This window comes from Budvicia diplopodorum (assembly GCF_009800925.1).
GTDB classification, from domain to species: Bacteria; Pseudomonadota; Gammaproteobacteria; order Enterobacterales; family Enterobacteriaceae; genus Budvicia; species Budvicia diplopodorum.
The window spans coordinates 15,509-28,891 of record NZ_WOYF01000004.1 but is presented as its reverse complement, the minus strand read 5'-3'; the positions used below and the strand labels follow the sequence as shown (position 1 = coordinate 28,891).

Here is a 13,383-nt window from a genome sequence, read left to right as displayed (position 1 = left end):
CGCCAACTGATAGGAGCAAGTACCGCATGGATATCAATAATAAAAACCGCGTTCATTGGGCCTGTCGCCGTGGCATGCGTGAGCTGGATATCGCCTTCATGCCGTTTTTTGAAACGGACTATGACAGCCTGTCTGATGAAGATAAGCAGCAGTTCGTGCGCCTATTAGAATGTGACGACCCTCAGTTGTATCGCTGGCTGATGAATCAGGCAGTACCTGAAGATGCCGGGCTGTTTCGTATGATTAAAATAATACAGGAACGCAATGCAGAACGTCGTTCTCTGGCATAGCCACCTTCGGGTTTCATGGAAAACTCAGTGCCTGTCACTCGTGATACACGGCGCTTTAATTCTATTGGTTTTATTATCACCCTGGCCGCAGGGATCTTGGCCGCTTTGGCTGCTTTTAGTGACGCTGGTGATTTTTGACAGTTTGCGTAGCCAGCGTCAGATCCGCCGGATACAGGGAGAGATTGCTCTACTGAATAATTTTCATATTCAGTGGCGCCGCGATGAGTGGGCTATCAAAGGAAAACCCATGGTTTTTAATCGTGGGATCCTACTGAAGCTAATGTCGACTACCACTAAGCGTCGTCAGCGTATGTGGTTGGCAATCGATAGCATGGATGCTGAAGCGTGGAGAAGCTTACGTTTTCATTTACTACAGAAAAATAATTCGTAGTATCAGTAGGGTAAATTGTTTAATTTGGTTTCAGCGTAAGTTTCGTCCGCAAAAAGAACGTCGAAATATTATCTCTTTCTAGCGGCCGATGGGCGGTGTTTTTGAGTGTACCGGGCTCCGGGCCTAGGATTAGCTATTTTTAAGACCAAATAGTTAACCGTTGGGTTTGTCAGCCGTCTCAGGCATGTTCAATGTGCCTCTCACCTTAATGGATATATGGGTAACGTTATGTCGTTAATTTGGCTGGTTGAAGACGAAGCAAGCATCGCCGATACGCTTATTTACACGTTAGAAACCGATGGGTTTGACGTAACGTGGTTTGAGCGCGGCGAACCCGTATTGGCGGCGCTCAATCAGACTCGCCCTGCGTTAGCTATCCTAGACGTCGGCCTGCCCGATATAAACGGTTTTGATTTATGCCGCCGCATGTTGGCGAAGTCTGCCGATTTACCGCTAATCTTTCTGACCGCCCGCAGCGAAGAGTTAGATCGCATCGTTGGGTTAGAAATCGGTGCAGATGACTACATCGCCAAACCGTTTTCACCGCGGGAAGTCAGTGCCAGAGTCCGAACTATTCTGCGTCGTTTAGAAAAGCAAAAACGCCTAGTCCCAACCTTTGGCGCTTTTGGGCTAGATGAAGAAGGGGCAACCATTAAATTCCACGGTCAAACCTTGCAGCTGACTCGCTATGAGTTTCTGCTGTTAAAAACGCTAATTAAATCCCCCGGACGGGTTTTCTCCCGTCAGCAGCTGATGGACTTAGTCTGGCAGTATGCCGAAGAGAGCTTAGACAGAACGGTTGATACCCATATAAAAACCCTTCGGGCTAAGCTACGGTCAATCAGTGACGACGCTAATCCAATCCAGACCCATCGTGGGCTTGGCTATAGCCTGAGCCTTGGCGAATGAAGATTGGTTTTCGGCTGTTGTTTGGCTTTTGTTTGATAGTCGGGGTTGCTGGCTACTTCATCATGAACATTTTTATGCAGGAAGTTAAACCCGGCGTCCGGCGGGCAACCGAAGGTATGCTGGTTGATACTGCCCATATTCTGGCTCAGATTGCTGAACAGGACCTGCGTAATAACAACCTGTCGCGCGGTTATATTTCTCAGGCTTTCTCTGATATTAACAGCGCTCCGCTGGGTGCCAAAATAGACAATATCGAAAAGAACCGGCTGGAATATCGGGTTTATATTACCAACGCTAAAGGGATTGTGATTTTTGACTCCAGCGGTGAGGCCGTTGGCCAAGATTACTCGAGCTGGAATGATGTATACCTGACGCTAAGGGGTAAGTACGGCGCTCGTAGTACCCGAACTCATCCTGATGATGACAGCAGTTCGGTGATGTACGTGGCCGCACCGATAAAGTCTAACGGCAAAATTATTGGCTCTCTGACCGTCTCTAAACCGAATCAGACGATGCAACCGGTTATTAGCCGTGGTGAACGGCGTATCGAAATCGCCGCGGTGATTCTGTTGGGAATTACGCTGTTAATTGGTGCGGTGTTCTTATGGTGGATTAACCGGTCGCTTTCCCGGCTGGTGAGCTATGCCAGCGAAGTCGCCGAGGGTAAAAACGTTGCTTTACCCAAAATGGACAGTCCTGAACTGGTCAGTTTAGCCAACGCCCTTGAAAGTATGCGCATTAAGCTAGAAGGGAAGGACTACATTGAACACTACGTTCATACTCTAACCCATGAATTAAAAAGCCCGCTGGCTGCCATTCGCGGTGCGGCTGAGATACTGCAGGAAATGCCGCCTCAGCCGGTAGCGTTGCGTTTTATCAATAACATAAAACAGCAGAATGACCGCTTACAGCTATTGGTCGATCGCATGCTACAGCAGGCTCAGGTTGAGAGCCGGGTGCGCCAAGAGCTTTCACCGGTAGATTTATCGGAAGTATTAAACAGCGTTATTGAATCTAAAGAGGTTCAGATAACCCAGTGCAAAATTACTCTGACTAGCCAAATTGACGCCCCTGCGATTGTGCGTGGCGATAAGCTATTGCTTGAACAGGCGTTTAGTAACCTGCTGGATAATGCATTAGATTTTACCCCCGAACAGGGTGAGATAACGGTGATCGGCGAAGCGATTGAAAATCACTACCGTATTATCGTTGCCGATAACGGGCCCGGGCTGCCGGACTACGCGCTAGATAAGGTTTTCGACCGCTTCTATTCGCTTCCTCGCCCCAATAAAGCGAAAAGTACCGGACTAGGCTTGAGCTTTGTGTATGAGGTCGCTCAGATTCATCAAGGGTCTATTAGTTTAATTAACGGCGAACAGGGGGGAGCTAAGGCGATCTTTGTTCTACCGCTAAAGGGCAGCTATCTAAAGTCCGGATCTTAAACCTACTATTTTTCTGTTAGCTTCACGCCGCCTTCACACGGCAACATCATCCGTTCACTCGATCTGATTATTCTATCGTCAATCATATCAATGGAGCGTGTGGCGATGTTCAAATCAACGTTATTCTGGAAGGTTTTTATTTTATTGGGGTTCTCGGTTCTGATGATGATCCCCATTAGTCTGGTGCTGAATTTAATCGATTCCCGACATGATTATCAGCAAAGCGTTATTCAGCGGGTTGAGGATGGAACCAGCGGGGCGCAAACCATTATTGGTCCGATCTTGGTTTTACCCTATGTTGACTCAACCAACGGTAACGTGACTCGAGGCCAGCGCTATATTCTACCCGATAGCTTACATATTGATGCCAACGTGAGCGTTGAACCGCGTAAGATTGGTATTTATCAGACTCAGGTCTATCAGGGGGATACGCATTTTAAAGCGTCTTTTGATACCCTTGACTATCAGAATAACGGAGTCCGGGTTTACCAGAAACCCTATTTCATTTTGGCATTATCCGATTCCCGAGGCATTACCAGCGCTCCAGAACTGAAGATTAATCAGCAAATGGTTTCGTTTGAAGCGGGAACCGGTTCTGAAAATTTTCCGCAGGGAATGCATGCCGATATTCCTGATAGCCTGTTAGGGCTAAACCAACCGGTAGCCGTTGAGTTTGAACTGTCGCTGCAAGGCACGGCTAAGCTGAACTTTATGCCGGTGGGCCGCACAACGGAACTGTCGATGAGCAGTAACTGGCCGGATCCTAATTTCTCAGGTAGGTTTTTACCGAAAAAACGCAGCATTAATGAAAACGGCTTTACCGCAAGCTGGCAAAGCAGCTGGCTCTCTAACAATATTAATAACAACTTTGAACAGTACAGCTTTAGAGATATGAATAGAGAGAATTCAAGGTACTCAGAATACTCTTCTGCGTCTTCGGATATGCCGACCTTCAGTACCAGCTTTATTGAAACCGTCGATCACTATCAGTTAAATACGCGTACCGTGAAGTATGCCGTACTGTTTATCAGCCTGACCTTTGTGGCTTTCTTCCTGTTTGAAATGCTGAAGTCACTGTCAATTCACCCAATGCAATACCTGTTAGTCGCCGCCGCATTGATGGTGTTCTATATTATTCTGCTGGCCTTCTCTGAGCGTATTGGATTTGCCTGGGCCTACTGTATTGCCGCCATAAGCTGTAGTGGACTCATCGGATTTTACTTAACGGCGGTGTTAAAAGGGATTTTACGCGGAGTCGTTTTTGCCGTGGGATTACTGGCGCTATACGGCGTGCTGTATGTGCTGCTACAGTCTGATGATAATGCACTGTTGCTGGGCTCTGTTCTCCTGTTTGCCGTACTGACCGTGATTATGACATTGACCCGTCGTTTCGACTGGTACAAAGTGGCTGCACCAAAGCCAACTGGTTCAGAGAGTTTTTCTTCGACAGAAGTTGAAAATAGCTCAAGTTCCTCGTCAGCTCGTGACGTTGGGGCATCTGGTGATGAATCAGTGGATGGCCGTGATGACGATAGTCTGGAACGGCCCAAGTACCGGCTGTGGAAGTAGTCTGAGGTAGTGCCAGATAGGGATATCATTTGAATTTCGCTTTATCTGCGGTTTTCATCTGTCGACAGCATGATGGGGTGAAGACTAAGAATGATATTGCTGATATTCATATACTCTCCTTGTTCCCCCATTCTAAGATGGGGGACGTTGTTTTATTTGTTGATGCGGCCAATCATTTTGGTGAAGTTAAGCCAGCGTCCACCTTCTGCTTCCATCATCCCACGATCGCGAATGGCGTAGGGGTGATCGCATGCCAGCCACTCTTGCCAGGCCTGTTCGCAGCACTCGCTCTCGGTACATAACTCCATTTGCAAAAACGCGCTTTGTTGCCAGAGCTGTCGCCACCAGTCGACGGTAAAGAAGTTTATTTCTGACTGCCAGTAAGGCGCTAATTCCGCAGGGACACCATCGCTAAACGGCGTTTTTAATCCGGGCACGACGATAGCTACGCGGCCGCCGGGTTTGATAATCGGTGCGAGATAGCTATCGAAAAATGACGAACTGGCGCCAAAGTAGTGGTACGCATCAATATTGATCAGCGCGTCGAAGCTGTTTTCAGGGAACGGCTTCAGACGTGGTAGGTCGAGAACATTCATATGCAATGGCGTTATCTGACCGAGCAATCCTCTTTCCCTGAAGCGGTTCGCATTATCTTCAGAGGCGATCCACAAATCCATCGCCACCACTTCTACACCAAATTCTTCTGCAAGATAGATGGATGTCAGGCCCATGCCGCAGCTTAAATCTAGTACCCGCATGCCGGGTTTTAACGATAGAGAAGTACAGACTTCTTCCGCCAGTAGCAGAGCGTTCGGGCCCATCATGTTGGCGTTAATATATTCACGGGAAAACAATGTGTTCATGGTACTCTCCTTAGCGATTGTCTAACTGGGCGCGAACGTTGTTTAGCCCGGTGGTATTAATGCGGTAGGGCTGACCTTTGGTAGATTTGATCAGTTTTTTGGTTTTGAGCTTTTTGAAAACGGCGAGCGTACAGTCGCTGAGCAGCAACCCTTCGCGGGTGTAGCACTCAACGGCCGTGATACGGCCAGATGCATCGCGTAGGTGAGCAATGCGTCCACCTTTGGCGAGAACGTGTAAAGTACGTTGTTCCTGACGGGATAAATTCATACTGAAAAACCTGTTAATCATCATGTGCAAAACGTGCAAACACGGGGTGTTCACATTCGATTTCAGCGCATTGATAACCAGTCCGGCCCGAGAAGGTCGGCAAGCTGATTATCTGATGATTACATTCTCCAGCATCAAAGCCTCGGTATGAGTTGAAAGGGATTTACGAAAGGAATAATAACACGGGTTTTTGGTGTGGAAATGATTTAGCCCGGAAAGTGTGATCTTATACATTAAGTAAGAAATTTTACAGCAACTCCTGCATCTCTAATAAAATCTGCTCACACCACGCCTCAATTCGCTGCTCGCTAAGGTCGTACTGGAGCACTTCGTCTAACGCCAGGCCAACAAACTGAGAACCGTCTGCGGTAACGGCTTTAAGACTGGTAAAGGTATAGCCTTCAATGGGCCAGAAACCGACAAATTTTACCCCGAGCGGCTTAATGCGATCGTGCAACATACCCAGCGCATCTAAGAACCATTCGCTATAGCCGTCCTGATCCCCCATGCCATAGAGGGCGACGATTTTATCCTTCAGATTGAGCGTTAGCAGCGAATCCCAAACGTTTTCCCAGTCTTCCTGTAGCTCACCAAAATCCCAAGTTGGAATGCCCAATATCAGCACTGGATACGCTTCCATTAAGGCGACGGAGTCATCTTTGATATTGTGTAAAACAACTAACTCTTCACCAAGAGTATCGCGGATTTTTTCTGCCGCCATTTCGGTATAGCAGGTGCTGGAACCATAAAATAGGCCGATTTTCATGGTATATGTCGCTTTGTCGCTGAGGGTAAATTTGCCGGTAAGTATATCAGATGAAGCGGGCATCGTGGCACTACGAGCTCAAAACGTCGCCCTTCGGCCGCTAGAGAAAGATAATATTTTGCGTAATTTTTCACAGATTCTCTGACATGATTATGTTTTTTAAGCGGCTTAAAGTAAGCTCTTTTGGCTAGCCTATTTCTGAATATTTGTTCTTGATATTAAAGGGATCCCCTATATGAAGTTGAAATGTGCCATTCTCGATGATTACCAGAACGCCGCTTTATCCCTTACCGATTGGTCTGGGCTTCAGGATCGGGTTGATGTTCGCTCTCTTTCTCAACACTATAGCGAACAAAATCAGCTGGTTGAGCAAATCAAAGACAGTGAAATTGTCATTATTATGCGTGAACGTACGCCCTTTACCGCTGAACTGTTGGCTAAATTACCCAAACTAAAACTGCTAATTACTTCCGGTATGAGAAATGCGTCTATTGATCTAAAAGCGGCAACGGCTCAGGGCGTTACCGTTTGCGGTACCGCCAGCGGTTCAGAAGCGCCAATGGAGCTAACGTGGGCATTGTTACTCGGTTTAGCTCGTCAGATCGTGCCAGAAAATAATGCACTGCGTGCTAACGGGCCTTGGCAAAGTACGGTCGGCGTTACGCTGCACGGTAAGCGCCTTGGTTTACTTGGCTTGGGTAAAATTGGTCGTAAGGTTGCCCGCGTTGCTCAGGCATTCGGCATGGACGTTTTAGCATGGAGCCCGAATTTAACTCAGGAAGCCGCTGATGAATCCGGCGTGACCTTAGCGAGCTCTAAGCAAGCTTTGCTAGAAAGCAGTGACTTCGTGTCTATCCATTTAGTCTTGGGCGATCGTTCCCGCGGGCTGATTGGTGCAGCAGAGTTTGAGCAGATGAAGCCAAATGCTTACTTAATCAATACCTCAAGGGCGGCCATTGTCGATCGTTCAGCCCTGATCGACTCGCTTCAGCGCGGCCGTATTGCCGGTGCGGGGCTTGACGTATTTGACGTTGAACCGTTGCCGGAAGATGACATTTTCCGCACCTTGCCCAATGTGTTAGCTACGCCGCACTTAGGCTATGTAGCAGATACCAACTATCAGGGCTACTTTCGTGAAGCCGTAGAAGATATCGAGGCTTTCATTTCAGGCAGCCCGGTTCGCCGCTTGGGCTAAAAAAAGGTATTATTAAAGTCAATTAGCAAAACCTTATCCGTTGCCCGTGGAGGGCTTGTGTCGCAAGATAATTTTGCCGTGATAGAACAGTTTCTTGATGCGCTTTGGCTGGAACGGAATCTGGCTGAAAATACGCTGGCTTCCTATCGTTTAGATCTAAAATCGCTGGTGGACTGGCTAGCGGCTCACAATTTGAATCTTGAAAATGCTCAGGCTATCGATTTGCAGTCTTTTCTGGCCGAACGGCTCGACGGTGGCTATAAGGCCACCAGTTCGGCTCGATTGCTCAGCGCCATGCGCAGGATGTTTCAGTATTTGTACCGTGAAAAGATCCGCACTGACGATCCGTCGGCGCTGCTATCTTCACCTAAGCTACCTCAGCGATTGCCCAAGGACCTGACGGAAAAGCAGGTAGAAAACCTGCTGCAAACGCCGTCCGTTGAAGACCCTCTGGAGCTTCGCGACAAAGCGATGCTGGAAGTGTTATATGCGACCGGATTGCGGGTTTCGGAACTGATCGGTTTAACCATGAGCGACGTTAGCCTACGTCAGGGCGTGGTCCGGGCGATAGGTAAGGGTGATAAAGAGCGGCTGGTACCATTGGGCGAAGAGGCGGTTTACTGGCTAGAGCAATATATCGAACACGGTCGGCCTTGGCTGTTGAATGGTGGTACACTTGACGTCCTGTTTCCGAGTAAGCGTAGCCAAAAAATGACTCGCCAGACTTTCTGGCACCGGATCAAACATTATGCTTTACTGGCAGGCATTGATAGCGAAGCGCTTTCGCCCCACGTACTGCGTCATGCATTTGCTACACATTTATTGAACCATGGGGCCGACCTGCGTGTCGTACAAATGCTATTAGGCCATAGCGACTTGTCTACCACTCAGATATACACCCATGTGGCGACAGAACGACTGAAACAATTACATCAACAACATCATCCGCGAGCCTGACCGATGGTGTTTAGGTTTACGATAGATGGACTAACACTCCAAAGGAAACATAATGAAAAAAGGTTTATTGCTGTTGACGCTGATGCTGGGTGCTGCCACCTCTTTTGCTCATGCGGACGACGCTGCCATCAAGCAAGCGCTGCAACAAAAAATTGGCGCGACGCAAATTGATATTCAGCCGTCACCGATTGCAGGGCTGCAAACTGTATTAACCGAAGGCGGTGTTCTGTACGTCTCCAGCGATGGTAAACACATTCTTCAGGGGCCGCTGTACGATATTAGCGGGCCAATGCCGGTTAACGCCACGACAGAGCTGCTGGCGCCAATTCTGACTAAGCGTCTGGATGCGTTAAAAGATGAAATGATTGTGTATAAAGCACCTCAGGAAAAGTACTCAGTGACCGTGTTCACCGATGTGACCTGCGGCTATTGTTCTAAGCTGCACAAAGAAATGAAAGGCTATAATGATTTAGGCATTACGGTTCGCTATCTGGCATTCCCTCGCCAAGGGCCGAATTCTGACGCTGAAAAGACAATGACCTCAATCTGGTGTGCGCCTAACCGTATGGAAGCCTTTGACGCCGTGATGTCTGATAAATCGGTTAAACCTGCTACCTGTAGCATTAACCTGAAGCGCCACTATGAGTTAGGTACGCTGTTCGGTATTCAGGGAACTCCGGCGATCGTCGTTGACGGTGCAACGGTTCTTTCTGGTTATAGTGCGCCAAGCGATTTGAAAGCGACGTTAGACGCTTACGCCGCTCATAAAGCTACCGGTATGACTAAGTAGGTTTTACTAGGTAGGTTACTAAGTAATAACCGTTTATCACCGGTGGACAGGCTCTAGGTTTGTCCACCGGTTCTGCTTTCCCTGTATGACTATTTAGCACTCTCTCCCACTATGAATAAAACCCAATTACGTCGTCGTCCTTCGGTAGACAGTAGCCATTTGCCCGAAACCTTATCCCCTTTGTTGCGTAGCCTTTACGCATCTCGCGGAGTAACGGATGCCGGTCAGCTTGAACGAGGGGCTAAAGGCCTGCTCGGGTACCAACAGCTCAATGGTATTGCACAAGGCGTTGAACTGCTGGTGTCTGCGCTGGCTGAAAATAAAAATATCGTGATTGTGGGTGATTTTGACGCTGACGGAGCAACCAGTACTGCACTGGTCCTATTGGCTTTACGCAGTATGGGATTCAAGCGGGTCAGCTACCTGATACCCAATCGTTTAGACGGTTATGGTTTAAGTCCTGAAGTGGTTGAACAAGCGGCAACGCTGGGGGCTGAACTGATTGTCACGGTGGATAATGGCATATCGTCCCATGCCGGTGTCGATGCGGCGCAGGCTAAAGGTATGCAGGTGCTGGTGACTGACCACCATTTACCGGGCGAAACGCTGCCAAACGCCGAGGCGATTATTAATCCTAATCTCAATGGCTGTGATTTTCCCTCTAAGTCGCTGGCCGGCGTGGGCGTTGCGTTCTATCTGATGCTGGCCTTAAGGGCTCGTTTGCGCCAGAACCAATGGTTTGAACAGCAGGCTATCGCTGAGCCGAATCTGGCTGAACATCTTGATTTAGTCGCCTTAGGAACGGTAGCAGACGTGGTTCCTCTGGATGCCAATAACCGAATTCTGGTTCATCAAGGGCTTAACCGTATCCGAGCCGGGCAGTGCCGGGCCGGGATACGCGCATTATTAGAAATATCTAACCGCGATGCTAAACAGTTAACGGCAAACGATCTTGGTTTTTCTCTCGGGCCCCGGCTGAACGCTGCCGGGCGCTTAGACGATATGTCTATCGGCGTTGCTTTACTGCTGTGTGAAGATATCGGACAGGCCCGCGCGCTAGCCAGCGATCTGGATGCGCTGAACCATACTCGCCGCGAGATTGAGCAGGGGATGCAGGCCGAAGCGCTGGTGCTGTGTGAACAGCTGGAAAAAAGTGAGGCCGAATTGCCCTACGGCTTAGCCATTTATCATCCGGAATGGCATCAGGGCGTTGTGGGTATTTTAGCTTCGCGAATTAAAGAGCGTTTCTATCGGCCAGTTATTGCCTTTGCTCCGGCCGGTGATGGCATTTTAAAAGGGTCCGGCCGCTCTATTGCCGGGCTGCATTTGCGTGATGCACTGGAACGTATAGATACCTTAAACCCCGGGCTAATACTACGTTTTGGTGGCCACGCTATGGCTGCCGGATTGTCTATTGAAGCGGCGCGGTTTGATGAGTTCCAGCTACGTTTTGGTGAGCTGATTGGTGAATGGCTAGACTCTTCTGCGTTGGAAGGCGTTGTCTGGTCTGACGGTGAGCTAGAAAATGCGATGTTAACGCTGGATACGGCAGAACAGCTGCGCAACGGTGGCCCGTGGGGGCAGTCGTTTCCTGAACCGGTGTTTGACGGTAGCTTTAAAATTCTGCAACAGCGTTTAGTCGGCGAACGTCACCTTAAACTGATGGTAGAACCCGTCGGCGGTGGCGCGATGATTGACGGCATTGCGTTTAATATTGATACCACTCAGTGGCCGGATGCCAGCATTAAACAGGCTACTATCGCGTATAAGCTCGATATCAATGAGTTCCGCGGTAACCGCAGCGTTCAGCTCATGATTCAGCATATTTGGGCTAACTAGCCGTTGGTAGCTGACCCGGTGATGATAATGGCTTAGCGGCCAGTGCGTGCCAAAACCATTATCATCGCGATCTCGCAGGTCGATTATTTTAGTTCCTGAACCTGTCGATTTAGCTGCCATGACAGTAAATCAGTAAATGACTGCCAGCGCTTAAAGGTCTGCGCCTGTTCTGCATCCATTGGCTGAGGTGCTGCCAGTAACAATCCTTCTTTATCTGCCCAAGGGCGGAATTCGCCTTTCCCGACTAAGGTATAACCTCCGCGCTGAGTAATCACCACGTCAGGGTTATAGCCCTGACACCAGTTCGCGTCAGGCACTTCGGCCAGTAAATCGCAGCCGGTTCGGTAATATGGCGTTTCCGACAGGCTAAGTTGATACAGCGTTGGCCAGATATCTTTATGGCTACCAACCCGGGCTGCATCAAAGTGGCTGTTTTGACGGTAAGCGGCTGGAACGTAAAGGTAAAAAGGCACCGCGTGGCTAAGCGCCAGCTCTGCTGCATCCGGATAGCCAATGCCGCGAATGTTATGGTCGCCGGTTACGGCAATAATGGTGCGTTCACCTACCGGGCGGGATTTCACCCAACTGATGAATTGGCCTAACCGATCGTTGGCATAGCGCAGGGTATGGAATATCTCTTCAAGCTTTTTACCGCTGGCAAGGTTACTCAGCCCCTGCTTTTCTGCGTCAGACAGTTTGATATCGGTTTTCACATAGCTATCCGGCGTTTTATACGGAGGGTGATGGGTTGTCGACATTGACACGATCAGCACGTGTTCACCGTCTTTTTCTGCCTGCGCTAATCGCTCTTCGATATAGCGGAACATAAACTCATCCGGTACGCCCCACGTGCCCAGTTTGGCTTCCGGATAGCGTTTTTTTAATCCGTTTTGTTCAACAAACTCGCTGATACCCAAGTGGGGTAAGAACTGATTGAGGTTACGCCAAGAGCCGTTACCGGACGTGACAAAAATAATTTTATAGCCATTAGCCAGATAGGGTTTAAACATATTGCTGGCAAAATCTAGGCTCTGAGCGCTGGACTGAGTGATGTTATTGTTCGGACTGCGGACAAAAAAACGGCTCAGGCTATCAATGGTTCCATCCCCTTCCGAGATAAAACGCGCAAAGCGCCAGTCTGTTTGCCAGTGCGGCTTTAGGGCTCCGAAGAGATCGCGATCCGGCCGGTCATATCTTTCAAGGTAATAACCCATACTTTCCATTACGGCAAAAACAACGTTAGGCGGTGACTGTTTGGCAACCGGATTGGTTTGGGTTTTAGCTATAAAGGGTTCAAGACCGGCGGGCGTTGGTTTAGCAAAAAACTGGCTGAGTAGCTGGGTACCCTGTTTGTCAGTGGCTGGCGGGAAATTGCTGTATTCCTGATGGGCTTTAAACGCCCATGACAGCGCCATTGGGCCATTAGGCGTCAGCATGTTCAGCATTTTAACTTCTGAAATTTGTGAATCTGACTGCCTGAGTGGAAAGGTGCCTAGCGAGCCGCGCATGCCAATAAAGCACATTGTCAGAATCACCAGCGTTGAAATTGCAGAAACCGTTATGCGACTGCGTCGCTCGATTTTAGCATTTAGCCTGTGCTGCCAACGGCGATAAATCCAGAATGCGGCGGTAGTGAACAGCAGCAGGCAAAGCACACCGCGGATGATCGGATAGTCACTCCACATGGTTTTCAGTACGGCGACGGTGTCATCTTCTACCAGACTAAAAACAAAAATGTCGATCGCCCGCTCATAGGTCGCGTAATAAAAAATATTCCCCACGGTTAGCGCGGTAACGACGGTACTTAAAACGGTTGCCAGCCAAGGCCAAAAGCGCTGCCAAAGCGTGAAGTTGTTGCTATTAAAGGCTAGCAGGCCGGCAATCAGCAAGCAGGGAGCAAACAGCAGGCTGGCAATTCGAATATCGAACAGCCCGCCAACCCAAAACATGCGTTTTACATCGGTCAATAAGCCAGCCAGCGACTCTACGCTGCCATTATCGCAAAGGAGATATATTCTTCCTGCCATTTGCGTTACGACGGCCAGAACCCATGGGAGTAACAGGGCTACAAACGCTTGTTTAAACCGATAAAACCACATAATGC

The 13,383-nt window shown here is 48.9% G+C and carries 13 protein-coding genes; 9 read left to right on the top strand and 4 right to left on the bottom strand.

Going from position 1 to position 13,383, the window contains the following annotated elements; all coding sequences use genetic code 11:
- Positions 1-26: 26 nt before the first annotated feature.
- From sdhE to creD, 5 genes are all read left to right on the top strand, one after another.
- Positions 27-290, top strand: coding sequence for an FAD assembly factor SdhE (gene sdhE / locus GVI43_RS05695; RefSeq protein ID WP_159565903.1), 264 nt, complete (start codon positions 27-29; stop codon positions 288-290).
- Positions 265-681 (top strand): protein YgfX, encoded by a 417-nt coding sequence (locus GVI43_RS05690; RefSeq protein WP_159565902.1) that lies wholly within the window; start codon positions 265-267, stop codon positions 679-681. The genes sdhE and GVI43_RS05690 overlap by 26 nt, the downstream gene beginning before the upstream one ends.
- Positions 682-897: 216 nt before the next feature.
- On the top strand, positions 898-1,590 hold the full coding sequence (gene creB, locus GVI43_RS05685) for a two-component system response regulator CreB (protein WP_159565901.1): 693 nt from the start codon (positions 898-900) through the stop codon (positions 1,588-1,590).
- Complete coding sequence (gene creC / locus GVI43_RS05680; protein ID WP_159565900.1) at positions 1,587-3,032, top strand: two-component system sensor histidine kinase CreC; 1,446 nt, start codon at positions 1,587-1,589, stop codon at positions 3,030-3,032. Before creB ends, creC begins: the two co-directional genes overlap by 4 nt.
- Positions 3,033-3,137: 105 nt before the next feature.
- Positions 3,138-4,601 carry a cell envelope integrity protein CreD gene (gene creD, locus GVI43_RS05675; RefSeq protein ID WP_159565899.1) on the top strand — a complete coding sequence of 488 codons (1,464 nt, stop codon included), beginning with the start codon at positions 3,138-3,140 and terminating at the stop codon, positions 4,599-4,601.
- Between the two features lie 152 nt (positions 4,602-4,753).
- Here creD and GVI43_RS05670 read toward each other — a convergent pair whose 3' ends face one another.
- The 3 genes from GVI43_RS05670 to fldB form a co-directional block, all read right to left on the bottom strand.
- Complete coding sequence (locus GVI43_RS05670; protein WP_159565898.1) at positions 4,754-5,464, bottom strand: SAM-dependent methyltransferase; 711 nt, start codon at positions 5,462-5,464, stop codon at positions 4,754-4,756.
- 10 nt (positions 5,465-5,474) lie between these two features.
- Positions 5,475-5,732, bottom strand: a complete 258-nt coding sequence (locus GVI43_RS05665; RefSeq protein WP_159565897.1) for a YjhX family toxin — start codon at positions 5,730-5,732, stop codon at positions 5,475-5,477.
- 247 nt (positions 5,733-5,979) lie between these two features.
- A complete protein-coding gene (gene fldB / locus GVI43_RS05660) occupies positions 5,980-6,498 on the bottom strand; it encodes a flavodoxin FldB (RefSeq protein ID WP_159566059.1) in 519 nt (172 codons plus the stop codon).
- Between the two features lie 235 nt (positions 6,499-6,733).
- On the opposite strand from fldB, the gene GVI43_RS05655 reads away from it, so the two are divergent.
- From GVI43_RS05655 to recJ, 4 genes are all read left to right on the top strand, one after another.
- Positions 6,734-7,693, top strand: a complete 960-nt coding sequence (locus GVI43_RS05655; protein ID WP_159565896.1) for a D-2-hydroxyacid dehydrogenase family protein — start codon at positions 6,734-6,736, stop codon at positions 7,691-7,693.
- A gap of 57 nt (positions 7,694-7,750) precedes the next feature.
- The gene (gene xerD, locus GVI43_RS05650; RefSeq protein WP_159565895.1) at positions 7,751-8,650 is read left to right on the top strand and encodes a site-specific tyrosine recombinase XerD; all 900 of its coding nucleotides are present in this window, start codon (positions 7,751-7,753) and stop codon (positions 8,648-8,650) included.
- Between the two features lie 52 nt (positions 8,651-8,702).
- Positions 8,703-9,440, top strand: a complete 738-nt coding sequence (gene dsbC / locus GVI43_RS05645) for a bifunctional protein-disulfide isomerase/oxidoreductase DsbC (RefSeq protein ID WP_159565894.1) — start codon at positions 8,703-8,705, stop codon at positions 9,438-9,440.
- A 111-nt stretch (positions 9,441-9,551) separates the two neighbouring features.
- Positions 9,552-11,279: a single-stranded-DNA-specific exonuclease RecJ gene (recJ, locus tag GVI43_RS05640; RefSeq protein ID WP_159565893.1), complete on the top strand. Its 1,728-nt coding sequence runs from the start codon at positions 9,552-9,554 to the stop codon at positions 11,277-11,279.
- An 83-nt stretch (positions 11,280-11,362) separates the two neighbouring features.
- On the opposite strand, the gene GVI43_RS05635 is transcribed toward recJ, so the two are convergent.
- Entirely contained in the window at positions 11,363-13,378 is a 2,016-nt protein-coding gene (locus GVI43_RS05635; RefSeq protein ID WP_159565892.1) for an LTA synthase family protein, read from the bottom strand.
- Between the last annotated feature and the right edge of the window lie 5 nt (positions 13,379-13,383).